This window comes from Thermostichus lividus PCC 6715 (genome assembly GCF_002754935.1).
Classification (GTDB): domain Bacteria; phylum Cyanobacteriota; class Cyanobacteriia; order Thermosynechococcales; family Thermosynechococcaceae; genus Thermosynechococcus; species Thermosynechococcus lividus.
Genome location: NZ_CP018092.1, coordinates 1,122,246 through 1,146,204, shown reverse-complemented (window position 1 = coordinate 1,146,204; position 23,959 = coordinate 1,122,246). Strand labels below are relative to the sequence as shown.

Annotated in this window: 20 protein-coding genes and 2 pseudogenes; 9 read left to right on the top strand and 13 right to left on the bottom strand. The window is 54.7% G+C overall.

Annotated elements, in window-relative coordinates; translation table 11 throughout:
• Nucleotides 1-16: 16 nt before the first annotated feature.
• Nucleotides 17-307: a membrane protein insertion efficiency factor YidD gene (gene yidD / locus BRW62_RS05745; RefSeq protein WP_099799856.1), complete on the bottom strand. Its 291-nt coding sequence runs from the start codon at nt 305-307 to the stop codon at nt 17-19.
• Nucleotides 308-535: 228 nt separating this feature from the next.
• On the opposite strand from yidD, the pseudogene BRW62_RS15485 reads away from it, so the two are divergent.
• The 3 genes and pseudogenes from BRW62_RS15485 to BRW62_RS05730 all read left to right on the top strand — a co-directional run bounded on the left by BRW62_RS15485 (nt 536) and on the right by BRW62_RS05730 (nt 4,688).
• A pseudogene (locus BRW62_RS15485) lies at nt 536-1,746 on the top strand (ISL3 family transposase).
• A gap of 258 nt (nt 1,747-2,004) precedes the next feature.
• Entirely contained in the window at nt 2,005-3,267 is a 1,263-nt protein-coding gene (argJ, locus tag BRW62_RS05735; protein WP_099798652.1) for a bifunctional glutamate N-acetyltransferase/amino-acid acetyltransferase ArgJ, read from the top strand.
• A 71-nt stretch (nt 3,268-3,338) separates the two neighbouring features.
• Nucleotides 3,339-4,688: a pentapeptide repeat-containing protein gene (locus BRW62_RS05730; RefSeq protein ID WP_099798651.1), complete on the top strand. Its 1,350-nt coding sequence runs from the start codon at nt 3,339-3,341 to the stop codon at nt 4,686-4,688.
• Here the strand turns inward: BRW62_RS05730 and malQ are convergent.
• From malQ to BRW62_RS05700, 6 genes and pseudogenes are all read right to left on the bottom strand, one after another.
• Nucleotides 4,685-6,226: a 4-alpha-glucanotransferase gene (gene malQ, locus BRW62_RS05725; protein WP_099798650.1), complete on the bottom strand. Its 1,542-nt coding sequence runs from the start codon at nt 6,224-6,226 to the stop codon at nt 4,685-4,687. The two genes, BRW62_RS05730 and malQ, sit on opposite strands and share 4 nt — an antisense overlap.
• Before the next feature lie 37 nt (nt 6,227-6,263).
• Nucleotides 6,264-6,587 (bottom strand): DUF3007 family protein, encoded by a 324-nt coding sequence (locus tag BRW62_RS05720; RefSeq protein WP_099798649.1) that lies wholly within the window; start codon nt 6,585-6,587, stop codon nt 6,264-6,266.
• A gap of 5 nt (nt 6,588-6,592) precedes the next feature.
• Entirely contained in the window at nt 6,593-6,823 is a 231-nt protein-coding gene (ndhL, locus tag BRW62_RS05715; protein WP_099798648.1) for a photosynthetic/respiratory NAD(P)H-quinone oxidoreductase subunit L, read from the bottom strand.
• A 20-nt stretch (nt 6,824-6,843) separates the two neighbouring features.
• Nucleotides 6,844-7,556: pseudogene (ndhK, locus tag BRW62_RS05710) on the bottom strand (photosynthetic/respiratory NAD(P)H-quinone oxidoreductase subunit K).
• 137 nt (nt 7,557-7,693) lie between these two features.
• Nucleotides 7,694-8,620 (bottom strand): isoaspartyl peptidase/L-asparaginase, encoded by a 927-nt coding sequence (locus BRW62_RS05705; protein ID WP_099798647.1) that lies wholly within the window; start codon nt 8,618-8,620, stop codon nt 7,694-7,696.
• Between the two features lie 757 nt (nt 8,621-9,377).
• Nucleotides 9,378-10,886, bottom strand: coding sequence for a UbiD family decarboxylase (locus BRW62_RS05700; protein WP_099798646.1), 1,509 nt, complete (start codon nt 10,884-10,886; stop codon nt 9,378-9,380).
• 51 nt (nt 10,887-10,937) lie between these two features.
• Here BRW62_RS05700 and BRW62_RS05695 point away from each other — a divergent pair, with 51 nt between their 5' ends.
• From BRW62_RS05695 to BRW62_RS05675, 5 genes are all read left to right on the top strand, one after another.
• Nucleotides 10,938-11,279: a histidine kinase dimerization/phospho-acceptor domain-containing protein gene (locus BRW62_RS05695; RefSeq protein ID WP_099798645.1), complete on the top strand. Its 342-nt coding sequence runs from the start codon at nt 10,938-10,940 to the stop codon at nt 11,277-11,279.
• Between the two features lie 3 nt (nt 11,280-11,282).
• On the top strand, nt 11,283-12,086 hold the full coding sequence (gene lpxA, locus BRW62_RS05690) for an acyl-ACP--UDP-N-acetylglucosamine O-acyltransferase (protein WP_099798644.1): 804 nt from the start codon (nt 11,283-11,285) through the stop codon (nt 12,084-12,086).
• 57 nt (nt 12,087-12,143) lie between these two features.
• Nucleotides 12,144-12,686, top strand: coding sequence for a hypothetical protein (locus tag BRW62_RS05685; protein ID WP_099798643.1), 543 nt, complete (start codon nt 12,144-12,146; stop codon nt 12,684-12,686).
• A gap of 7 nt (nt 12,687-12,693) precedes the next feature.
• Complete coding sequence (locus BRW62_RS05680; protein WP_227517608.1) at nt 12,694-14,088, top strand: serine/threonine-protein kinase; 1,395 nt, start codon at nt 12,694-12,696, stop codon at nt 14,086-14,088.
• 61 nt (nt 14,089-14,149) lie between these two features.
• Complete coding sequence (locus BRW62_RS05675; RefSeq protein WP_099798641.1) at nt 14,150-15,976, top strand: ABC transporter ATP-binding protein; 1,827 nt, start codon at nt 14,150-14,152, stop codon at nt 15,974-15,976.
• Nucleotides 15,977-15,985: 9 nt separating this feature from the next.
• Here the strand turns inward: BRW62_RS05675 and BRW62_RS05670 are convergent, their stop codons facing one another.
• The 6 genes from BRW62_RS05670 to isiD form a co-directional block, all read right to left on the bottom strand.
• Nucleotides 15,986-18,310, bottom strand: a complete 2,325-nt coding sequence (locus tag BRW62_RS05670; protein ID WP_099798640.1) for an amylo-alpha-1,6-glucosidase — start codon at nt 18,308-18,310, stop codon at nt 15,986-15,988.
• A gap of 97 nt (nt 18,311-18,407) precedes the next feature.
• Nucleotides 18,408-19,037, bottom strand: a complete 630-nt coding sequence (locus tag BRW62_RS05665) for a hypothetical protein (protein ID WP_099798639.1) — start codon at nt 19,035-19,037, stop codon at nt 18,408-18,410.
• A 201-nt stretch (nt 19,038-19,238) separates the two neighbouring features.
• On the bottom strand, nt 19,239-20,318 hold the full coding sequence (locus BRW62_RS05660) for a glycosyltransferase family 4 protein (protein ID WP_099798638.1): 1,080 nt from the start codon (nt 20,316-20,318) through the stop codon (nt 19,239-19,241).
• A gap of 337 nt (nt 20,319-20,655) precedes the next feature.
• Nucleotides 20,656-22,275 (bottom strand): DNA mismatch repair endonuclease MutL, encoded by a 1,620-nt coding sequence (mutL, locus tag BRW62_RS05655; RefSeq protein WP_099798637.1) that lies wholly within the window; start codon nt 22,273-22,275, stop codon nt 20,656-20,658.
• The gene (gene coaBC, locus BRW62_RS05650) at nt 22,263-23,480 is read right to left on the bottom strand and encodes a bifunctional phosphopantothenoylcysteine decarboxylase/phosphopantothenate--cysteine ligase CoaBC (protein WP_227517606.1); all 1,218 of its coding nucleotides are present in this window, start codon (nt 23,478-23,480) and stop codon (nt 22,263-22,265) included. The genes mutL and coaBC overlap by 13 nt, the downstream gene beginning before the upstream one ends.
• Nucleotides 23,467-23,682, bottom strand: coding sequence for a protein IsiD (gene isiD, locus BRW62_RS05645; RefSeq protein ID WP_099798636.1), 216 nt, complete (start codon nt 23,680-23,682; stop codon nt 23,467-23,469). The genes coaBC and isiD overlap by 14 nt, the downstream gene beginning before the upstream one ends.
• A gap of 106 nt (nt 23,683-23,788) precedes the next feature.
• Between isiD and BRW62_RS13055 the strand changes: the two genes are divergently transcribed.
• Entirely contained in the window at nt 23,789-23,938 is a 150-nt protein-coding gene (locus BRW62_RS13055) for a hypothetical protein (protein WP_157768331.1), read from the top strand.
• The last annotated feature ends 21 nt before the right edge of the window (nt 23,939-23,959 follow it).

The window sequence follows — 23,959 nt, the reverse complement described above, 5'->3', positions numbered from 1 at the left end:
AATCCGCAGTTCAGGGTCAGTGCGGTTCTGAGTGCTGATCGCAGGGTGTGGGGCGATCGCCTCGCGACTGCTCTGGGGACGATGCCTCAGGGACTGGATCATACCCACCGGCGGCAAAGGGATGGCAGCGCAAAATGCGTCTTACCGCTAAATAGGTGCCTTGCCACGGCCCAAAACGGGCGATCGCCTCAACAGCATAGCTAGAGCAGGTAGGTGTATAGCGACAGGTCGGTAAAAACAGCGGCGAAATCCACCGCTGATAAGCGCGGATCAACCCAATGAGAAGGTTACTAACCCAGTTGGCCATCAGCATTGGCGGCAACATTCAAACGGTATGTCCAAAGCATGTGACACTCCCCGCCGTGGAACGGCGAGGCTTCTCTGAGTTAGGCTAGAGCAAAGCCAATCTGCTCTAACTTGACCTTAGAAGGGGCTGCCACAGCCCCTCTACACACTCCACTCAAATCGATATTGAGCTTTGTGGGGTCTATCGGACTTGGTATGCTAATGTAACATGCTATACGAAATCTGAGATATGCAGCTACTTCTAACTGATCTACTCAACCTACCTGGAATTGAGGTTGAAGATTATACCGATGTTGCGGGAGAATTGATTCTTATAGTGGAAGCAAAGACAACCGAGGCGATTTGCCCACGTTGCCAACAAAAAAGTTGTCATTTACACCAGAATCATTGGTATCTAGTGCGAGATTTAAGCATCAGTGGACGAACCGTATTTCTTAAGATCAATCGTCGCCAGTTTAAGTGTCGAACTTGTGGTAAGCCATTCAGTGAAACGCTCGATTTCATCGGCAATCGTCGCAAGCAAACGGATCGATTTGCTCAGTCAATCGTGCAACAGGTTTTGCACAGCAACATTCATAATGTTGCAATTTCAAATGGTCTCACTGATGAAGAAGTATGGTCAATGGTACAGTATGTCAGTAAAAAAAACTCCACGTCGATGTGAGTTCAGTAAAACGATTAGGTATAGATGAGATTTCCTTAGGTAAAGGACAAAGAGATTACATAGTTGTTTTGGTCGATTTAGAGCGGCGAATTCCCCTTGCCTTTGCCCCTTCTCGCAAGCAGGAAGATGTGAGGCAAGTGCTTGAGGCATGGGGAGCAGCAGTACTCAATCAAATTATTGAGGTGAGCATTGACCTGTCTGGAAACTATAAAAGTTTGGTTCATGAACTCCTACCGAATGCTACGGTGGTTGCCGACCGATTTCATGTTATAAAAATTGTGAATCAGGAATTGGATAAGGCTCGACAAAGTATTTGTAAAGCGAATGAGCAGACGGTAAATGAAGTCCAGAAAGCCCAGATTGCAGCCGCGCTCAAACAAAGTAAATATGCGTTACTGAAGCCGGAGGAAAATCTAACTCAGAAGCAAAAAGCAAAACTGGAAGAAATTCGAGAAGTAGTGCCAAGTCTGGCTCGAATGCATCAGGAGAAGGAATCGTTTAGAGCCATCTTTGAGCCAGCAAAAGATTGGAAAGATGGAACCTTTCAATTGCTCGATTGGTTAGCTCAAGCTCAGGATTCTTTTCAAGAGAGCGTAAGAACAATTTGTCGATGGTTTGGTGAAGTCACCGCTTATTTTGATAATCACACAAATAGTGGTGTTGTTGAAGGTATTAACAATAAATTGAAGCTGATCAAGCGGTCAGGTTATGGGCTCAGGAACTTTGACAATTTTCAGTTACGTTGCTTAATTTGCTGGCATTTAGCTATTGATTAAGCATAACTCGGACGATAGAGCCTCCTCTTATATTCCCACATGTGAAAGGGTTTTCTCGCCATAATGTTTTAGCGTTTAGGCTAACCAACATCGTGCCACAACAATTTCCGAGGCGGTAACTGCGCCAATGGTTGCCAATGTTGAGGTTTTTGCCATGGGATGCAAGGGCGGCATTTTACAAGTTCTGTTAACACTTGGTTGCGAGGCAAAATCAGCCTGATATAATCGCAGCGGTTATCTACTGAATTGACCAAGACTATGACCCGCTGGCAACGCATTATTGGAGGAGTCACTGCTCCTAGGGGATACCGGGCAAATGGTATCCGGGCTGGCTTAAAAGCGTCCGGTGCACCGGATCTAAGCCTCATTGTCTCTGATTTGCCAGCGATCGCCGCAGGGGTGTTTACAACTAATCACGTCTGCGCTGCGCCGGTGACCTACTGTCGCCAACGCCTCCAAACTAAGGCAACCGCTCAAGCGATTTTGTGCAATGCTGGGCATGCCAATGCAGCTACGGGGTCTCAAGGATGGGCTGCTGTACTCGAACAAGCGGAGATGGTAGCATCTGCCCTGAAGATTAGTCCGGAGATGGTGCTTGTCGCCTCCACAGGGGTAATTGGTCAGCCAATTCCCCTTGAGAAACTGCGCCAAGCCTTGCCTACGCTCACCAACTCCCTGAGTGAGACCGGCGGCGATGCGGCTGCCCGAGCCATTATGACCACAGATCTCGTGCCAAAGTCGATCGCCCTAGAAGCCCAGTGGGAGGGGCAACCCATCCGTATTGGTGGCATGGCTAAAGGGTCGGGGATGATTCACCCTAATATGGCAACCATGCTGGCGTTTATTACCTGTGATGCAGCAGTCTCGCCTCACCTGTGGCAAGCGATGCTCCAGCGCGCCTGCGATCGCTCCTTTAATCAAATCACCGTTGATGGTGACACCAGTACCAATGACAGTGTGATTGCCCTCGCCAACGGTCAGTCGCGCACCCCCGCCATGACGGATGCCGCCGAACCAGCCGCCATCCTTCTTGAAGAAATGCTCACAGAGGTGTGTACCTATTTGGCCAAGGCGATCGCTCGAGATGGGGAAGGTGCCACCTGTCTCATTGAAGTACAGGTCAGTGGTGCCAGTGACGATGCCTCGGCCCGTCAGGTTGCCCGCACCATTGCTGGGTCAATGCTGGTCAAATCTGCCATTTATGGCCGTGACCCCAACTGGGGGCGCATTGCGGCGGCGGCGGGTCGGGCTGGGGTTCCCTTTGATCCGAGTAATTTGGCTATTTCCCTAGGGGACATTGTAATGATAAGCCAAGGCCAGCCCCTCCCCTTTGATCGCGCTGCTGCCAATGCTTATCTGGTGAATCAAGCCCAGCGCAACCAAACCGCAGAGAACGGCCAATCGGTGGATCATCCAGTGGTATTGTCAGTCAAAATTGGCCAAGGCAATGGCACTGGAGTGGCGTGGGGCTGTGACCTGAGCTACGACTACGTCAAAATCAATGCTGAATACACCACCTAGGCGATCGCCCCTGATTTCCAAAACGGTATGTCAAACTAGAAAAGATAGCGACGGGTACGAGTATCTCCCCTATGAATCCACAGGAGTTGTTAAAACGCTACGTCAGTGGTGAACGGGATTTTAATCGTGCCAGCTTAACAAACGGTGAATTCATTAACGCTGACCTACGCGGCATTATTCTCTCCCGCGCCGACATGGAGTGGGTCAACCTGAGCGGTGCAAACCTGAGCGGTGCCGTGTTGTGTGGGGCTGAAATTATTAACGCCATGCTGATCAAGGCGGAACTGGTGGATGCCAATTTGGCCGGTGCCAACCTGAGCCGCAGCGATCTTAGCTGGGCAAACCTGACGCGCGCCAACCTAAGTCGGGCAGAATTGGCGGAAACCACCCTCCGGGGAGCCATTTTACAGGGTGCAAATCTGACGCGTGTAGACTTGGCCAATGCCGATCTGCGCGGACTCGGGTTGCAAGGGGTCAATCTCAGCGGTGCCAATCTTCAAGGAACGAACCTTCACGGCACCGACCTCACCCAAGCAAATTTGATGCGGGTAGATTTAATTCAAGCCGATGTTAGTAATGCCAACCTGAGCGGTGCTAATTTAAGTGGAGCCAACCTCACGGGTGCCAATTTAACGGCGGCCAACCTCAGTGGCGCAAATCTCAGCCGCGTTGACCTAACAGAGGTTAAGCTCAGTGAGGCCAATCTGACCAAAGCGAATCTTACGGGTGCTGAACTGGCGAAAGCCGACTTATCTTCTTTAGAGTTAGCAGATGTCAACTTAGGGGGAGCCAACCTCAGCGGCGCAAATTTATCCGACACCAACCTCAGCCGTGCTGACCTGAGTGGGGCGAACCTGCGGGGAGCCAACCTCAGCCGTGCCAAGTTAGTGGGTACAAATTTACGGGGAGCCAATCTCCAAGGCGCCAATCTACAGGGCGCATTACTGGACGGCGCAGATCTCAGTCAAACAGATTTGCGCAGTGCCAACCTCAGTGCCCTTGTCTTTAACGGCGTGAAACTGCGGGGAGCCAACCTGAGTGGGGCAAATCTGCGGGAGGTGGAGCTCACGGAAGCAAACTTTAGCCGCGCTGACTTGATTGAAGCCAACCTCAGCCGTGCCCGTTTAATTGGAGCTAATTTTAGCCGTGCCACCCTCTCGGAAGCCAACCTCAGCCGTGCCACCCTCAGTGGCGCTACCCTCAGCCGTGCCACCCTCAGTGGCAGTTTAGTGGGCACTGTCGATCTCAGCGGTGTTAACCTCAGTGGCGCAGACCTTGCGGATGCCAACCTTTCAGGATCTAACTTATCCCGGGCAGACTTGACCCGAGTGAACTTGACAGCGGCAGATATGAGTGGGGCTAACCTCAGCGAGGTAGATTTGCGCGGCACCATTATGCCCGATGGCCGCCGTCGTGCTTAGGTCTCGTTAGCGGTAGAATCTGCGGTAGGCTCGGGACGCGGTGGGGCTTGCCGCCCAAATAAGTGCACCAAATGCTTAAAATGAGCCGCCAATTCAAGGGTGAGTTGATCAGCCGTGACTCGCCATGACCAGTTCCCTTCGCTGGTTCCAGGAAAATTCATGCGGGCATGGGTGCCTAGCCCTAGGAGATCTTGAACCGGGATAATGGCTTGGTTAGCCACTGTTCCTAGGGCAAGGCGAATTAACGCCCAGTGGGGGTCGTTGGGGGTGTATCCCAGATAGTCAATGAACCGCTGCCGTTCCCAATCCCCTAGGCTCTCGTACCAGCCCACAGTGGTGTCATTATCGTGGGTGCCTGTGTAAACAACACAGTTGCGCTCTTGGTTAAAGGGCAAAAACGGGTTATCCGCGCCGCCGCCAAAGGCAAACTGGAGAATTTTCATCCCCGGAAACTGAAATTGATCTCGCAGGGCAATGACATCGGGGGTAATGTCTCCTAAATCCTCAGCAAGGATAGGTAGGCGACCTAAAGCAGCTTGTAACGCTTCAAAAAAGGCAGCTCCAGGCCCCTCTTGCCATGCACCATTGATGGCGGTCTCTTCCCGCTCGGGCACTTGCCAGTAGCTTTGAAAGCCCCGAAAGTGATCCACGCGGATAATATCCACATAGGACAGCAGTGTGCGAAAGCGCTCAATCCACCATGAGTAACCGTCGGCGGCTAGGGCGCTCCAGTTATAGATAGGGTTGCCCCATAATTGCCCAGTGGCACTAAAGTAGTCGGGGGGCACACCCGCCATGAGGGCAGCTGCGCCCGTGTCCGGGTTCAATTCAAAAAATTGAGGAAACGCCCAGACATCGGCACTATCATGGGCCACGTAGATGGGAATATCCCCAATGATTTCAATCCCCTGGGCATTGGCGGCATCCTTGAGGGCATGCCACTGCTGGTAAAAGATAAATTGCTGGAACTCGTACTCAAAAATGCGATCTTTGAGCTGCACCTGCATCTTAGCCAGCGCGGCAGGGTCGCGATCGCGCAAGGGGGCAGGCCATTCATACCACGGCTGCCCGTCATGGTGATCCTTTAAGGCCATGAACAGGGCATAGGTCTCCAGCCAATAGTGAGCTAATTGGCGGAAGTCGGCCAAGGCTTGCCAATCGGCGGCGGTCGCTTGCGCCTGAAACCGCTGGCTAGCCAGTTTTAATAGCGGTAGCTTTTGACGAATAACAGCATCATAATCGACGCGATCGCCATTCTCATAGGTCAGGCCAGCTAAATCGGTTGCTGCGAGCCACCCAGCCGCAACCAGCTCATCCAAGCTAATCAGGAGCGGATTCCCCGCCATCGCCGAGTAGCACATGTAGGGGGAGTTGCCAAAGCCGGTTGGGCCGAGGGGCAACACCTGCCAGTACTGCTGATCACTAGCAACGAGAAACTCGATAAATGCCCGTGCCCCCGCACCGAGGTCGCCAATGCCATACCCCCCAGGAAGGGAGGTTGGGTGCAAAAGTAAGCCACAGGAGCGGGGAAAGTGCATAGCAACGCCTAGGAAGTCTAGCTCCATTATCTCGCGATTAGGGATCGCTGTCTGAGGCGTGGGCTGCTTCAGCAGCAATCTCTTTCTCCAGAGCCGCTAGCTCCTCCGGCGACAGCTCTGCTAAGCGCTGAGCAAGCACTGCCTCTTCATAATCATTCAACTGCTGGTGATAGGTCATGCGTCCGCTAAAGACCCGCAGCAGATAGGTGGCAAGCCAGCCTATTACCCCTAAGACAAAAATGCCTTGACTCCAGATTCCCGCTTGGGTTGGCTCTAGACCCAACAGCCGTAGCACGGCATAGAGGAGACCGCCAGCGAAAAAGACGCCTACGCCAATCCCAAGCACATCAATGCGACGCATTGGCACTAGGGTTCAAGGGAACGGGGCTGGGGACGAAAGTTGAGAAAGGGAGCCAATAGCAGCATTCCCGGAAAGAAGAACAGCAGCAGAAAATACATAAATGCTCGCTCAAGGGAGCCGGCAACGTACCAACGACTATTGAGGTAAGCGTAGGTGAGGGCAGGCAAGATGAGCAGGTACAGACCCGCAAGGCCAATGTACACCCCTAAAACCAGTAACTCAGTTGAGACTTCCATCACATTATTTCCTGATAGGTTTACTCAGAGATGGGCGTGGGTTCAGCAACTTGATCAGCTAAGGCTGGAACAGCCATCCCCATGGCCTCTGCGAGGGCAGCAGGGGGAGCTTGTCGGCTTGGGGCTTTAAGGTACTCACCCGTAAGAATGGGGGGCACCGCCTTCATCGTGTGCTTAGCTGTAAAGAGACGGTGAGTCTGAGCAAGGTTTCCCCGTTCACTCAGGTGCTCATTGGCAATCTTTTTACGCAGTTTGACAATCGCGTCCATAATCGCCTCGGGGCGGGGGGGCACCCCGGCAAATACACATCCACGGGAATCAGCTTATCAACACCGCGAACCGCCGAGTAGGAATCGGAGCTAAACATCCCGCCTGTAATGGTGCACGCACCCATGGCAATGACGTATTTGGGGTTGGGCATTTGCTCGTAGAGGCGCACCAGTGCCGGTGCCATTTTCATCGTGATGGTGCCGGAGGTAATGATTAAATCTGCTTGACGGGGGCTGTTGCGGGGCACCAAACCAAAACGGTCAAAGTCAAAGCGCGAGCCAATCATGGCGGCAAATTCGATGAAGCAGCAGGCGGTGCCGTACATCAGCGGCCACAGACTGGACAGCCGTGCCCAGTCGTAAACATCGTTTAGAGAGGTGAGGATAATGTTTTCGGCAAGTTCTTGGGGAACTTCGGGACGGGCAATCGGATTGAGGATGGCAGGCGAGGTCGTATTGGTCATAGGTTCCCTCAAGGGACATCGGCCAGATGAATGTTAAAACACTATCAAATTATAGGGGGTTGCCCCTAAGGATGCACCCCATTGCGGCTGCGGCACAATAAAAAAAATTGACAGCAAGGATAAATTATTCTTGGCTGTTATGCTCGGCATCCCACCTGTAGCCCCGGTGGCAGTTCTAGGGTGTCGCCAATGTGTTGACCATCCCAATAGGCGGCGAGGAGAACATCACAGGTTTTGCCCCATGCAAGCGTTCCCTGATGATCGAGCCCAATGGCACCAAAGTCTCGCTGGCGGGTGGCGGCTTCTTGGAAGGACTTAGCAAAGGCAGCTTCGAGGGACAACCCATCGGTAACGCGCACCACGATACGGCTGGCTAAGGCTTCGTCTAAAATGTCTTCGCCAATGCCTGTACAGCTTACGGCGGCAAGACTGTTGGCATAGTTCCCAGCAGGGGTTGCTGAATCACTGACTCGGCCAATGCGCTCGAACCCCTTGCCCCCCGTCGAGGTGCCGACGGCCAACTGGCCGAATTGATCCCGTACGACCACGCCAATGGTGCCGCGTCCGGCATCCTCGGCGACAACGCCAGCCATTGCGGTTTGAAAATTGCCTTTGCGCTCCTCGATCCACTCATAGAGCCGTTGATCGGTAAGGGGTTGATACACCGGAAGCTGTAACTCCCGCGCCAGTTCTGCTGCGCCAATATCCGAAAGGAGGCGATCGCTACTGTTTTGTAACCACTGCGCCAGATCAATGGGGTTCTTAACGCGTGACACATTAATCACCCCACTGAGACGCTGTTGCGAGCCATCCATCACTGAGGCGCTCATGCGAATCTGACCATCGGACTGCAAGACTGACCCTGTGCCTGCATTAAAGCGAGGGTCATCCTCCAGTAAGCGGCACCCCAATACGACCGCCTCCACCGCTGCGGCACCCTGCTCTAAGGCTTGGGTAACTTGGACAATAACCCTGTGGAGAGACTCACGGACGGGAATCAGGCCACCTTTATCTTGGAGGGAAGGCCCAGCTCCCCCATGGATAATCACTTTAGCTTGGGACACGGGACTCGACTGGCAATAGGAGGGCTTAAGGTATCAAAAAAAGGTTTCTGCTGTCAACTGCTCAGCTTGCTGCTTGGCCAGTTCTTCGGGGTGGGTTAACAGATAGAGCATGGGTAGATCTTCATCGCAAATGTGCTGAAGCACGAGTTGACCAAGGGTTGTGTGAAGGCGTCCCCGTGGGCGATCGCCGCGGCTAACTGCTGTAAACGCTGCAAAAGCTGCTGGTGCTCTTGATCATTGACTTCTCTCCTCCTTGAAAGAGAGGGGATTCCCAAAGGATGCTACGCAACGGGCTGAAGCCGCATTGCTTCGCTTTTCCCTTGAGCTGTCACCCACAACTTAATGCGGGTGGGGGCAGTCAAAGACCCCCTACTCACCTCAAGCATCTCTGCTATTGGGACTACGTTTATGTTTCGGTTCGTGGTTTCGCACTTTTCAACACTAGCCAGTTCGATACGCTCAACATCCTGCCATTGCTTGCAGTGGTTTAGGCTTGCCGCCAAAGCGGTAGTGACTTACGTGCCGGGATCTCTCCGTACTAGGATGTTTCTTCGCGTAGTTGATACGTCTACTTTCCACGTCTCTAGTTTAACACATAGAGAGGGCTAAAGCCCCCTGAGTTGGCTGTATCCCCTCGCTAAAGCGGAGGGGTTTTAGCCCGCCCACATCACTCCTATAATGCATCCTCCGAACAGCAGGAATCAACAGGGAAATGCTTCACCGTGCTGTTTCTAGCTTAGCAGCGGCAGCTAGGCTCTCAATCGATTTCGTAGCCAAACAGTTCGGGATTCACTGCCGTCAAGTCCAAATCCCCTAAGCCATACTCCTGCCAGCGTTGATCCACTAGTTGAGCGATCTCAGGGTCAGAGGTGAGGGGCTGCCCCCACGGATGATCGGTTTCCGGCGGTATTTTGGTGGTTGCATCAATCCCCATGCGACCGCCGAGGCCAATCCGTTCACTCGCAAAGTCCAGAGAGTCAAAGGGGGTATCCGGCAAAATAAAGACATCACGACTGGGATCCACTTTGGAGCTAATGGCCCAAACCACTTGGCGTGGATCGCGAATATTAATGTTTTTATCCACCACAATGACAAATTTGGTGTAGGTAAACTGGGGCAGGGCACTCCAAAAGGCAAGGGCAGCGCGACGGGCTTGGCCGGGGTAGGCTTTGTCAATGGAAATGATCGCGGCTTTGTAGCTGAGGGCTTCCATCGGTAAAAAGAAGTCCACAATTTCTGAGACCTGCTGCCGCAAAATTGGCGTGTAAATGCGGTTGAGGGCAAGGGCAATCATCGCCTCTTCCTTGGGGGGACGGCCACTAAAGGTTGTTAGGTAAATGGGATCGCGTCGATGGGTAAGGCAATGGAAGTGAATCACCGGGGAGGCTTCGACCCCACCGTAGTAGCCCATATGATCGCCGCAGGGGCCATCGGGCAGGAGTTCACCGGGGGTAATGGTTCCCTCAAGGACAAACTCCGACTGTGCCGGAACCTCAAGATCAACGGTTTTGCACTTTGCCAGATGAATGCCACCACCACCGTAGAGTCCGGCAAAGAGCCATTCCGACAAATCCACAGGAATGGGGGTTGCGGCTGCCATGATAATCAGGGGATGTACCCCTAGGGCAACGGCGACTTCCAGTTTTTGCCCCCGTGCTGCCGCCTTGCGTAGGTGCCGCGCCCCGCCGCGCACTGATAACCAGTGGACGGTCATGGTAGTGGCGGATTGCAATTGCAGTCGATAGACCCCAACGTTAGGCGTGCCAGTTTCGCAATCCTTGGTAATGACGAGTCCTAAGGTAATAATCTTGGCTGCATCCTGTGGGTAAGGGCGAATCAGGGGCAGTTGGCGGAGGTCGAGATCGGGGGCTTTGACCACCACTTGCTGGCAAGGGGGTAGCAAATCACGGCTGGGTTTGGCGCGCACCACATCAAAGAGCACTTTGCCAAAATCGATGACTTGGGGCAGGGTTTTCGGGGGTTTGGGCTGCTGCAAGAGTGCAAGTTTTTTACCCAAGGCTTCGAGGTCTTGGGGGTGGTTCATCTTCATCGCCCAACAGGCGCGCTCGACGGTTCCCAGTAAATTGATGGCTACAGGGTAGGGGGAACCAATCACCTGTTCAAACAGCAGGGCAGGCCCGCCGGCGGCCAAGAGGCGATTGCAAATTTCGGCCATCTCAAGATCGGGGTTTACGGGCACAGTAATTCGGCGCAGTTGTTGCCGCTCTTCCAAAAGTTTGAGATATTGCCGTAGGTCGTCAGTCATGGGGGGTCAAAATCGCGTAATCTCTTTTATGGTAAGAAGGTTTGACGTTTCGTGCAGTTGTTTTCAACCCATGCAGAACTGGTGGTGCAAGCACAGCAGCTAGGGGCGATCGCCCAAGAGTTATCGGCTACATCCTTGCAATGGACTGCCCAAGAGGCTGCCTTGATTCACAAAATCCAAGCAGCTAGCGATCGACTCAATGACCAGCTCGCACACCCCCTGATCGATGATCTCAGTCGCTACCGCCATGACCTGCGCACTCCCTTGACGGTAATTCTTGGCTATTGTGAGTTAATGCTCTCCCGTGCCCCCCAGCCCATTCCCCAACTCAGTGCGGTTTATCAGCAAGGGCAGGTTGTGCTGCGGGCGATTAACCAGTGGTCGGGGGAGTAAGAAATGGGGATTCATCCAACCGCGATTGTTGAGGCGGGCGCGCGGATTGCGGAGGATGTGGAGATTGGTCCCTTTTGCTATGTTGCCGGTACGGTTGAAATTGGCAGGGGTACGCAGTTAGCCCCCCACGTCACATTGCTGGGGCACACCCGCTTGGGGGAAGGCTGTAGGGTTCACAGTGGCGCAGTGATTGGTGACTTACCGCAGGATGTGTCCTACCGCGGTGGTCTGAGCTATGTCCACATTGGCGATCGCTGTACGCTGCGCGAGGGGGTCACGATTCATCGCGGTACGCAGGCTGAGTCCGTTACCCACGTGGGTCACGACTGTTTACTGATGGCCTATAGTCATCTTGCCCACAATGTTCATGTAGGGAACTATGTCACGATCGCCAATAATGCACTGATTGCCGGCTATGCCCACATTGGCGATCGCGTCTTTATTAGCGGTAACTGTTTGGTGCACCAGTTTACCCGTATTGGCCGTTTAGCGATGCTGTCTGGGGGAACGGCCATACAAAAAGATGTCCCGCCCTTTTGTATGACCCGCAGCCTGAGCACCAATACGATCATGGGGTTAAATGTGGTGGGCTTACGGCGTGCGGGGTTTTCTGCTCAGGAGCGGCACATACTGAAACATGCCCTTGATGTGCTCTACCGCTCTGCGCTGAACACCTCCCAAGCGGTACAGCAGTTGCGGGAACAACTGGATCATCCCCTCATTCAAGAGTTTTGCGATTTTATTAGTGCCTCAGAGCGCGGAATTTGCCATTTTATCCGTCGCCGTGACAGTCGTGACCCACCCTAACAACCATCTGCTTTTCCGGTATGATCGCCGATCAGACCCTAGCACCAATGCAGCACCATGGCCGAAGTGATTCTATTATCCTTAATGAGCGGCAGCTTGGGTTTTTCTGCCCTGCTGTACCGCCAGTGGTGGTGCTGGCAACACGACCAAACCCAACAGGCGTATGAAGAAGAGGAACAGTTGACCACCTACCCTTCAAAACCACCCGATCCCCAAGGGAAACCATCGGCTCAGTTAGGGGGTTGGGAATTCAAAATTGTGCGATCGCTGCGCAATCAGTTCCATGACCCTGAAGTGCTGCGGCAGGTTTGTCGTGAAGAAGCCCAAGGGGGATGGATCTTATTTGAAAAACTGGATGATCGGCGCTTACGCTTTAAGCGGCCGATGGCTCTACGGGAAAAAATTGTGCCTCAGGCTGGCTATGATCCCTACCGTAGTTACTATGGCTCCCGGTTTCACTGGGGGTCGCTGTTGTCCGTGATAATCTTGATGATAATGGCGACATTACCTGCATACTTGGGCTATCGCTTGGTTATTCTTAGTCAACGGCCAGCCCCGTTAACAATGCCGCAACCCCCTTCTTCGACGCTGCGTCCTTAAGGTGCCTATGTCCTCCCTGAGTATGCTGAGTGTAGGTAGTACCCTTCAAGGCGGGAAGTATCGTCTTGATGCCTTGTTGAGTCAGGGAGGGTTTGGGGTTACCTACCGCGCCACCCACACCCTGCTGAATCAGCCAGTGGTTCTCAAAACCCTCAATCTGCAACAGGAGCCGCCGAAGCGCATCCATGATCTGGCGGAGCGTTTTATCCAAGAAGCCCAACGCCTTGCTCAGTTTCAGCACCCCCATATTGTGCGGGTGAGCGACTGCTTTATTGAGGCGGGTCGGCCTTTTATTGTCATGGACTATATTGCGGGTCAGACCCTCGCTCAAGTGATTCAGCAGCAGGGGCCACTGCCGGAAAAAACAGCGTTGCACTACATTCGCCAAGTGGCCAGTGCCCTTGATTTGGTACACGAGCACGGCATTCTGCACCGCGATGTCAAGCCCGATAACATCATGCTCCGCGAAGGCACCAATCAGGTGGTGCTGATTGATTTTGGTATTGCCCGTGAATATACAACCGGAGTCACTGAAACCAATACGGGGTTGCTGTCGGCAGGCTATGCCCCGGTTGAGCAGTATTTACCTCGCCACCAATGGACTCCCGCCACCGATGTCTATGCGTTGGCAGCAACGCTTTATGCCCTGTTGGCCGGTCAACCGCCCGTTGCGTCGGTGCTGCGCGATCGCGTCCCCCTTGAAGACCTGCGCCAGTTCCAGCCCAACCTCAGTGAACGCACCATTGACGCCATTGAACGGGGGATGGCGCTGGATGTGCGAGAGCGTCCCCAAAGTGTGCGGGCATGGTTACAACTCCTAGAAGGGGGTAATGTGGCTCGTCAAACTACGGCAACGGTGGCGGTGATGCCCAAACATCGCACTGCCTTAGGGGCAACTCAGCCGGAGGGCGGGGTGGCAGTGCTACCCTCCCCTCAGCGATCAGGCGTGTCACCTTGGGGATGGCTGCTGGGAACCGCACTTATTGGTGGGCTTGCTGGCGCAGGGCTGGGTCTGCTGTTACGGAGTCAGCCGGTGGACACCGTTGTGCCGCCGCCCTTGCAGCCTCAAGAACAGGAATTTCCCCCCACCTTACCGACGGTTGTCCCCCCCCTTGAGGTAACCCCAACCCCCACCCCCACACCAACAAACACGCCAGAACCCGAACCCACCCCATCACTGACGCCAGAGCCAGTGGAGAGCCCCACGCCTGAGTTAGAGCAACCGCTGCCGGAACCCACCTTGACCGTGCCCACCCCCACGCCAAGTCCCACAGTCCCGCCAGTGGCTACGCCATCGCCGACCCCACCGGTGGTTGAGTCACCCCCCCCGCCAACCAATGACGCAGGCAACGCTGAGCCACCGCCCGCTAATCCCGCCAATGGTGAGCCACCGCCACCTTAGAAAAAAACGGCATTATTAAAATTTGTTAAAATCGAGACATTTGTTGCTGAGCATCGATGTTATGGCATCTTTTCGCTCAATTTTGTCCTACTATCGTCCTTACCGGGCGATCGCCCTCACAAGTATTATTGCGGCTAGCGTTTGCGAGCTAGTGGATCTCCTGGTTCCCTATGCCATTGGTCAAATTCTCAATTTGCTCTCGCAGCAACCACTGGATGCGCCGATAGTGGCGATCGCCGAAACGGTGACCCGATTCACTGGCGTAACCAATACGTTTCAGGTGAACCTTGCTGTGCTGGGTGCGCTGGTCTTTTTAGCAACGGTGATCCGCGCTCCTATCCAGCCGTGGGTGGGGGTGTGGTTCCACTGGTGGATCGCCCTTGCGGCGCGCCGAGATCACAGCCGCAAAGCAGTGGAAAAAATTCTCAGCCTACCCTTAGAGTTTTTTGAGGAAAATAACCCCGGTCGGATTGCCAACCGTGTCAACAAAGGCATCTCTAACCATACGTGGAGCTATCCTGAAGTTGCCGGTCAACTAATTCCTAAGCTGGTGCGGGTGCTGGGCATTAGCCTGATTTTATGGTGGCTCGACTGGCCGGTTGCCCTTGGTTTGATTGTCTCGTTTAGTGTGATCTTGGCGCTAACGTTGCGATCGCTGCGCCGAATTATTCAAAAAGAAGAAATTCTCGACAGCCACATTGAAAACACCGAAAGCCGTACCTCCGAGATCATTACCAACATCAAAACCGTCAAAGCCTTTGCTAACGAAGCCCGCGAACTAGAGCGGCAGCGCCATCGACTGGATCGCGAGTTCAAGATGGTGATTGATCGCATCCACCGCGGCTACATGTATCTCATTACATGGCAAGGCACCCTTGTGCAGTGTTGCCTCTTTAGCTTGTTGGGGTTCTCCTTGGCCGCCACGATTGCTGGGCGGGTCTCCCTTGGCCATTTCATTACCATCTACACCCTTGCCAGTATGGCCTACGCCGAAATTACCCCCCTCTCGCAGGTGGCGGAAGTGTTTGCGCGGCGCTATGCCTCAGTGCTGCGGTTCCATGAATTTATGGAGCTACCCTCAGGGCGAGACAGCATTGACCTCGGGCAAGCTGCCATTCCCCAACTTCAACTCTCTGGCAAGGTAGATTTCCAGCACGTCTGGTTTAGCTATGTCCCCGGACGGCCAATTTTGCGGGATATTACCTTGCTGATTCCGCCGTGTCAAACCGTCGCCTTGGTGGGGCGTTCCGGCTCAGGGAAGTCAACCCTCATTAAGTTGCTCTTTCGCTATTTCCAGCCGGATCAAGGCCAGATTCTCGTGGATGGCCAAGACATTCAAACCCTTGATGTGCGCGCCTATCGTAAACGGTTGGCGATCGTGCACCAAGAAGTGGACGTGTTTAACGGTACCCTCTGGGATAACCTCACCTACGCTCACCCCGATGCCGATGCGGAAGCAGTTTATCGTGCCTGTGCCATTGCGCGGGTGGATGAATTTGCCGAACAACTTCCCCATGGCTATCGGACAATTGTGGGGGAGCGGGGGCTGCGGCTGTCGGGGGGGCAACGGCAACGCCTAGGGATTGCCCGGGCGCTGTTGGCGGATCCCGATGTGCTGGTCTTTGACGAAGCAACGTCAAGCCTAGATTACGAGTCGGAGCGGGATATTCAGCGAGCGCTGCGGACGATTACTGGTACCCGCACCATGATTATCATTGCCCACCGCCTCAGTACGGTTCGCGATGCCGATAAAATTGTGGTTCTCAACGAAGGCACCATCTGCGAGCAGGGCAACCATGACGAGCTACTGGCACAAGGGGGACTGTATGCCCATCTCTATGCGATCCAGCGCGATCGCGACGATTCCCCAGACCAGTACTATCTGTAAACCACCAGCTCAGGCTTCGATAATGACCCGTAAATTGCCCCGTTTTTGCACTACGCGGCAGGCCGTTGCGCCATTGGCTCGCTCGAACTCCAGATCTAACCATGTCTGGCCAATGCGTAGGTTACGCAGGGATAAATAGTAAACGTCGGGTAATAGCGTCGGATTCACCACCCGCAAACAGTTATTGGGAGCATCGGGAACAAGATTAACCATCACTTGGATGAGGTGAAAGATGCTGCCGGTGGCCCAGGCTTGGGGTGAGCAGGCCACGGGATAGCGAACTGGGGGGCTATCGGCAGTGCGGGCAAAACCACAAAAGAGTTCCGGCGGGCGGTAGTACGGCTGCTGGGCGGTCATGTCCAAAAGACCTTGGGCAATTTCTAGAGCCTGTTCCGTATAGCCTAGGCTGCGCAGCCCCAAGGCAATCAGACCGCTGTCGTGGGGCCACACCGAACCCAAGTGATACCCCATCGGGTTGTAGGCGGGGGAGGTACTGCTGAGGGTGCGAATCCCCCAGCCGTTGAACAAATCCGGAGCACTCAGGCGTTCAGCAACGCTCTGAGCCTGTTCGCGACTGAATAGCCCTAACCCCAAACACTGCCCCGGGTTAGAGGTAATGCTATCTACGGGGTGGCCATCGCCATCGAGAGCCAGTGCAAAGTACCCCTGTTCCGGCAGCCAAAAGTCTCTCTGGAACTGGGCTTTGAGGGTTTGAGCTGCCCGCTGCCAGCGATCGCCTAAGTCCGGCTTGTGAAGAGCGTAAGCCAATTGACTCAGGCGCATCCGAGCCGCATAAACATACCCCTGCACCTCCACGAGGGCGATCGCCCCCGTTGCTAGGTCCCCTTTGGCATTGACAATGCAATCCCCTGAGTCTTTCCAGCCTTGATTACGTAACCCACCCGCTGACTTGCGTTCGTAGGTTAAGTACCCCTCGCTAGCCGCACAGTTGCGATCAATCCACGCCATCGCCGCTTCGGCGTGGGGCCAGTACTGTTCCAAAAAGGCGCGATCGCCCGTCCAGGCATAGTAATCGGCATAGAGCATCAGCCACAGGGGCGTAGCATCCACCGTGCCATAGTAGGGATCATGGGGGATTTCGCCACAGCGAGCCATTTCCCCCCGGCGCAACTCGTGGGGGATTTTCCCGGGTTCCTCATCCCGCCATTCGTTGGTGGCCTGTCCCTGATAGGCGGCTAGAACCATCAGCGTCTGGCGAGCAATATCCGGATTGAGAATCAAGGTCTGCATCGCTGCAATCAGGGCATCGCGCCCAAACAGGGTGGAAAACCACGGAATACCCGCTGCCAAGGCTTGCCCAGTTTCATCGGTGTCGTCCCCAAGGGGAAAGGTCTGTTGTAGCAGGTAAATATCTTGGGTGGCGCGATCAAGGATTTGCTGCAAGGGGCGATCGTCAGCGTAAAACTGGGTAGTACACTCTTGCCACTGCTGCATCTCCATCGTTTCCGCCGCTAGCGCTTGGCTGACGGTTGCTGGGATGCTCACCGATGAAGCGGGTTCATTATTTACAAAGGGCTGTAGCCGATAGCCCAACACCGTTGTGGCATGGGGGAGCAACAGCAGGTGCCAGATGGCCGTATATCCCTCTAGGCGATCGGGCTGATGGCGATAGAAGTCAATACGGGTCTCCATAAAGACCCCATCCACCCCGCGATAGGCGAGGACTAGAGCCTGGGAGCGGGAGGAGGACAGGGTTGATGGTGCATCTTGAGAGACGGCGGCGGACGACGGTGCACTCAGCGATACATCGTCTTCGGCATCTCGAAGCTGGCGCATCCGTAACCCCGTGCGTTGCCGTACCCAGCCGCGAATCTCAAAGAGGTCAGCAAAGTCAGCCTCAAAGGTCAAACTCAGTTCAAAGCTAACGGGCTGCTTGCCATAGTTGGTCAGGGTCAATTTTTCTAGCAGCCCCCCTTGCAACACCAGCTCCCGCTGAATACTCACCGTTTCCGGTGGAATCTGCGATGTTCCCGGATTGGCACACTGCGCCGATAGGGCAAACCCGCGCTGGGCGGAACTGCTTAGCAGGATCAGCGGTTGACGCTCAAATTGCAACTCTAGTCGGCTAAGGAAACGGGTATCGCGGCAAAAGAGACCGAGGTGCGTCTCATCCCGTTTATCAAAGCAGGTGATATTTCCCAGCGGATCCGTGATTAAGAAGATGTCATTATCTTTCAGGATCAACGTTGTCTGCTGGCGTCGGCTCTGGGTACAGGGCCATTGCGTCTCTGTTGCCTCCTGCACAGGGGCGAAGGTACGTCCATCCCCCAACTCCACAACAGATATGGGGTCACTGGAGTCGGCAGGGGGCATTGCCGTTGGCGGTGAATCGGCCTGTGGCTCGATTCCTGGGTCGGTTGATGGTGGGGGTAGCGGATCAGGGAAAACAGATGGATGATTCATGGATGGATTAGGCATGGGCCAGCATCAGTTCGCGATCTTGGTAGGGTAGGTGGTCTGGAGCAATCGGTAAGGTTACCACAGGTGGGATCTCGACGTGACGAGCGCCTACGTAGGCGGCTAAGTGCTGGCGATAAATATTATGCAGGTGGGTGGCGATCGCCACCCAAGGATCGCGGCGGAAGCCCCCATAGTGCCGCTGGCGTTGCCGATTGACCTCATCATCCCCAGTACCAGTGGCCATCCCCTGCCAAAGGAGCCACTGATCGGGTTCAGCGCCGGTGTGCTGGATCGTTCCCATCGGGCTTTGCCCTAGGGGCGGGGTATGGAGCCAGCGCCAACCATAGCACGCTTTGAAGTATTGGCCAAGCTGGGCTGAGGCATCATCAAAACTATGGAAGAGGGGGCTGATCAACCCGCGCTGAGTTTGCTGGGCAAGGATGGCTTGGGCCGCCTGCTTGAGCGATCGCTCGCACGGCTGCGGATCTATGTCCAGTTCTATGGGTATCAGTTGACATGTGGGGGCTAAGCTAGTCAGTTCGCGTTCAGGTAGCGTTTCCTTTGAAGCAAGCGTTTGTGGGGTGTCTCCCTTGGAAAATCCCTGCGGAGATTGACCGGCGGCGGTTGTAACCCAATTCACCTGCCAACCTTGGTGCCCTAAGGCAGTGGCCAGCGAGTGAACCCAATGCCCCTGCGTAGGCTGGGGGGATAGTCAAGGGCAAGAAATGTGACTGACGGTTGCTGGGCGACTGTCATAGACCATCTCCTCCTGATACGTGTTAGGCCGGTGGGGATGGGAGAAGCTTTCCCGATCTACGGCTGGCAGACATTCACCAGACACTTAGCTGGCGAGTCGTAAGGGAGTGTGCAGATGACCATTCTGGGCGAAGCGTTCCCGCAGCACAGCCTCATAGACAGCTTCGTAACCATTCACCATGCAATCAACATCGAAGTGGGCTTCGACATAGGCACGACAGGCCGCCCGATCGATGTGTGATACTTGGCGGACAGCGGCAACACAGTCCTCAACGGTGTGGCACAAGAACCCGCTGCGACCATGGGCAATCACCTCCGGGGCAGCGCCCAAGGCCATGGCAATCACAGGCGTTCCACAGGCCATCGATTCAACCATCACAAGGCCGAAGGGTTCTTGCCACGTAATCGGAAACAGGGTTGCTAGGGCGCGCCCCATCAGTTCATTCTTCATAGCATGGTTGGCTTCCCCTAAAAATTGAATCTGCTGGCCATCAATGTGGGGAGCAATTTCCCGTTCAAAAAATGTTTGGTTGGAAAAATCAATCTTGCCAGCCATCTTCAGCGGGATGCCTACCGCCTTGGCAATCGCGATCGCTAGGTGAGGGCCTTTTTCGATGGACATCCGCCCCAAAAAGGCGAGGTAGGGTGGTTCGTCCGGTTGCGGGTAAAACTGGAAGCGATCGGTGGCGATCGCATTATAGACCGTGGCTACATAGTTGAGATTTAAATCAGAACGCCGTTGCGAATTCGAGATACTGACAAAATTTTGGTTATGATGCTGGACAAATATCTGCTCCGTGAGGGGGGTGAAAAGACCATGCAGGGTATGAACCACGGGTGTTTTCGTCAAGCTGGCATAGGGCAAGGCGGGGTAGTCCACATGGGAATGAATTAAGTCAAAGTCCGCCGCCTGCTGAAAGACCTTGCTCAGTTGCATTTGCTCATAAACCACATACTCCGGTGGCAAAATCCCTTGGGGACGCAACGCCTCAGCACATCCAGCTTCCAGCCGTGCCAGGGTTTTTGAGTCACCCGTGGCAAAGAGGGTCACCTCATGCCCTCGCCGCACTAATTCATCCGCTAGTAAGCTAACTACTAATTCCGTACCGCCATAGGCTGGGGGAGGAACACGTTCCCACAAAGGCGCAATCTGAGCAATCCGCATCCTTATGCCTCCTTAAAACTCGGCAAGTTGCCAATCCACTCACGAATGAACAAACGAACCGTTGCTCGGTTAAGATCAAGAAATCAAATGATATAGCTATCTCGAGTAATAGATGTGGCAGGGATTTTTACACTGTTGCCACATCGAACTCCATCACGATCGCCAGCGGTAAACAACTTGCCTAAAATAACTGCACCACAGTCACCAGCTAGCCGCTAAAGCTTAGGCAGTGTTGTTCCGTCCTTACCTTAAGGGGTATTACGCTTTGTTGCAATTTCGGCATTCTAGGCAAGTCATGTCGGGAAATCCCACTTGACAGCCAAGGGTGAGGTATGGCCTACAGACCATGACTCTTGCCCAGCACCCAATGGCGGCGGAAGAAGCGGGCAAGCGACGATTCACTCAATTGTAGGCAAATCGGTCGCCCATGGGGACAGGTATGGGGTTGGCGACAGCTAGACCACTGATCCACCAAGGTTTGCATTTCAGGCAAGGATAAGGGGGTGCCATTGCGCAGAGCACTACGGCAAGCCACTGCCACTTTTGCTGCTGTTAAATCAGCTACCTGAGAGAGTTCAAGCAGAGCTGCTGTGGCATCTGCGCGAGACTCCAACAACTGGGGCAGGCTACGCACCGCCCAAACGCAGGTGCCAAAAGGAACAATGTCGAGTCCCCACTCTTGGAGACGGTTCACCTGTTCAGGGGTTAATGCCTCGATGAGTAAAGGTTGAGACAGCTCGACAACCTGCCAATCTGCTTCAATTTGTTCGTAGAGTACCCGCTCATGGGCAATGTGCTGCTCGATGAGCCATACCCCATCCTGCTGCTCAACGACAATATAGGTTTGATGCAATTGAGCCACGGCTTTCAGGTGCTGAAGCGAGGGCTGGGGGGCAATACTGCGGTAGCGTCCCGCTGGTTCGGCAGTTTTCAGCAGTTGGTAGCTAGCAGGCGGACTCAAGGTCACCGGAGAGTGCAACAGGTCGGCAATCCGTTCCTTGAGCAGCGCTTGCCATTGCTCGGCATCCCGCAAGTAGATGGTGCGTTTTTGGGGCTGGGCGCTCCAGTCAATGGCGCTGGGTGGCAAATGCAGGTGAGCCAAGCACAGGGGAAATCGCTGCCGGGGCAGGCTGCGGCCAAAGGCTTCCAGCAGGATCTGCTGCCATGTGGGTTGGCTGTGGAGTTCGACCCAGCGACCGTTAATGGCAACACCCAGCCAGTCAGGGCGAGGGCGATGGTGGCGATCCGGTAGCCCCAGCACCAGTTCAATTTGGGGATCTTGGTACTGGCGTAAATCTGCGGGATTCAGTTGTGGTAGGAATTGCTGGAGGCGATCGCCAAGGGAGGTGACAGCAGGCCAATGCAACCAGCGTTTTTGGGCGCGCAGAACATGCCATGCGACCGCTGGCGAACACAGGGCGAGTTCTTGAAGTCGCCGCTGCAACTGTTTAGCCTGTTGCCCCTGTCGCCGTTGCGGCCAGTCCTGAAATAGCTGTCGCACTTCGACACGGGTGCCCACCGCCATCCCTTGGGGGCGTTGTGCTTGAACATGTCCGTGGCGATCGTAGCGAACCCACCAACCTGTCTCTGCCTCGACATGGCGGCTACAGATGGTGAGTTCAGCCATCTGGGCAAGACTGTGCAGAGCTTGGCCGCGAAAGCCAAGGGTCGTTACCTGCATCCAATCCCCATTCTGGGGCAATTTACTGGTGGTGGCAGCGAGTGCCACGTGCGGTAAGTCAACGACACGGATGCCATGGCCATTATCGGTCAGCTCTACACTCCACAGTTGGGGGTGCCAGTGCACATGAATGCGGCTCGCTCCAGCATCAAGGGCATTTTCGGCCAACTCCTGCACCACGGTGGCCAAGGAGTCAAGGGTTTCCGCCGCGGCGATCGCCCGTTGCACATGGGGCGGTAAAGGAAGCACCGTTAGCTGCTGCTTCAGGTTAGCCATGCCTGCGCTAGATCAAAAATGTGATGCGCCAGTATTAACTTGGGCATCCGTGCCAACCGATGGGAACGCCCATCACTGCCGAGGACAAGAGCCGCATTCTCCTGTGTGCCAAAGCCACATCCTGGCTGATCTACTGCATTGGCCACCATCAGGTCTAAACCTTTGTGGGCTAACTTTGCCCGTGCCGCTGGCTCAATGTCTCCTGTTTGAGCGGCAAACCCAATCAGCCGTTGGTGGGGCTGGCGACCTTGGGCAGCCATGGTCAAAATATCGGGAATAGTGGCTAAGGGCAACGCCGTCGGTAGCTGCGCCTTCGGTAATTTGCCAGCGTACTGGGTGGCGGGGCGGACATCCCCTACCGCTGCGGCCATCACCAGCCAATCTGCCGTTGGCCACACCTGCATCACCGCCGCTTGCAGTTGCTCACTTGTTTCAGCAGCAATGGCCGTGACCTGCGGTGGCACTGGTTCACTGAGGATGCCGTGAACCAGCGTGACCCGTGCCCCCCGATGTACCGCTGCGCGCGCTAACGCTAACCCCATCTTGCCAGTGGCTGGGTTGCCGATAAAGCGCACTGCATCCAAGTATTCGCGGGTGCCCCCTGCGGTAATCAGTAAGTGCTTGCCACTGAGGTCTCGCTGGCCGTGGGTGTGCGCCAAGGAATCAAGGTAGGCAATAATCTCGCTCGTCTCAGCCATGCGGCCCATGCCAACGCTATCACAGGCAAGGCGGCCGTGGGTTGGGGGTAAGCAATGGTAGCGAGGCTGCTGCTGTAACTGCTGCCAGTGGGCTTGCACAGTGGGCTGCTCCCACATGCGGGTATTCATCGCCGGTGCCACGAGGATAGGCATGTTGGAGGCCAGCACTGTACTCGTCAGCAGGGTATCTGCCAAGCCATAGGCTAATTTAGCAAGGGTATTCGCCGTCAACGGGGCAATGAGCAGCAACGTGGCCGTTTCCGCTAACTCAATGTGCAGTGGCCGGGGCGCTTGGGGGTGCCAAAAATCAGCATCCGTAAGAACAGACCGCCGACAGAGGGTCGATAGGGTGAGAGGCGTAACAAAGTGGGCAGCAGTTTCTGACAAAATTGCTGAAACACTCCAACCCGCTTTTACTTGGGTGGAAATAACATCACAGATTTTGTAGGCAGCAATACCACCGCCCACCCCCACCAGTAAATGGGGGGCAACCTTAGGACTCGTCAAAGGCTTCTAAATCAAGAAGGTATAGGTACGGTTCTGCAAGTTCTGGCCGCTGAAATGCCAAGGAGCGCAAGAGATGCCAATCCTCTAAAGCAGCAAAGGGAGTGTCGTAGTCGTCCTCCTCTAGTCGCTGCGCTAGGGCGGCTACGTCTTGGGGGGTCAATTGATTAATAAACTCGTGGGAATAGTGTTGTACGGTTGGCATAACCCCTCCTGCATCATGCCTAGAGAGCAAGGCTGCTACCCAAATTATACCCTGCCCTCCTCTTTTCTCCCCTAAACGCATCTGCTAGCCCTGCACTTGTTGAAGGTTGAGCAAAAGGCGCTCGGCGGTAAGGTGTGTTGGGGAAGGCGATCGCGATATTGAACTGCTCTACCAGTTGGGGGCACGGGAAGTTGTTCAGCCGGAGTTTGAAGCCAGTTTTAGCCGCCCACCTGTTCTTGATCTTTGGCATGGGTGAGCGTGCTATCCAGCAACAGGT

Coding starts and splice junctions, on each gene's coding strand:
- yidD (WP_099799856.1), bottom strand. CDS start 307: ATGGCCAACTGGGTTAGTAACCTTCTCATTGGGTTGATCCGCGCTTAT.
- argJ (WP_099798652.1), top strand. CDS start 2,005: ATGACCCGCTGGCAACGCATTATTGGAGGAGTCACTGCTCCTAGGGGA.
- BRW62_RS05730 (WP_099798651.1), top strand. CDS start 3,339: ATGAATCCACAGGAGTTGTTAAAACGCTACGTCAGTGGTGAACGGGAT.
- malQ (WP_099798650.1), bottom strand. CDS start 6,226: ATGCACTTTCCCCGCTCCTGTGGCTTACTTTTGCACCCAACCTCCCTT.
- BRW62_RS05720 (WP_099798649.1), bottom strand. CDS start 6,587: ATGCGTCGCATTGATGTGCTTGGGATTGGCGTAGGCGTCTTTTTCGCT.
- ndhL (WP_099798648.1), bottom strand. CDS start 6,823: ATGGAAGTCTCAACTGAGTTACTGGTTTTAGGGGTGTACATTGGCCTT.
- BRW62_RS05700 (WP_099798646.1), bottom strand. CDS start 10,886: ATGACTGACGACCTACGGCAATATCTCAAACTTTTGGAAGAGCGGCAA.
- lpxA (WP_099798644.1), top strand. CDS start 11,283: ATGGGGATTCATCCAACCGCGATTGTTGAGGCGGGCGCGCGGATTGCG.
- BRW62_RS05685 (WP_099798643.1), top strand. CDS start 12,144: ATGGCCGAAGTGATTCTATTATCCTTAATGAGCGGCAGCTTGGGTTTT.
- BRW62_RS05680 (WP_227517608.1), top strand. CDS start 12,694: ATGTCCTCCCTGAGTATGCTGAGTGTAGGTAGTACCCTTCAAGGCGGG.
- BRW62_RS05675 (WP_099798641.1), top strand. CDS start 14,150: ATGGCATCTTTTCGCTCAATTTTGTCCTACTATCGTCCTTACCGGGCG.
- BRW62_RS05670 (WP_099798640.1), bottom strand. CDS start 18,310: ATGCCCCCTGCCGACTCCAGTGACCCCATATCTGTTGTGGAGTTGGGG.
- BRW62_RS05660 (WP_099798638.1), bottom strand. CDS start 20,318: ATGCGGATTGCTCAGATTGCGCCTTTGTGGGAACGTGTTCCTCCCCCA.
- mutL (WP_099798637.1), bottom strand. CDS start 22,275: ATGGCTAACCTGAAGCAGCAGCTAACGGTGCTTCCTTTACCGCCCCAT.
- isiD (WP_099798636.1), bottom strand. CDS start 23,682: ATGCCAACCGTACAACACTATTCCCACGAGTTTATTAATCAATTGACC.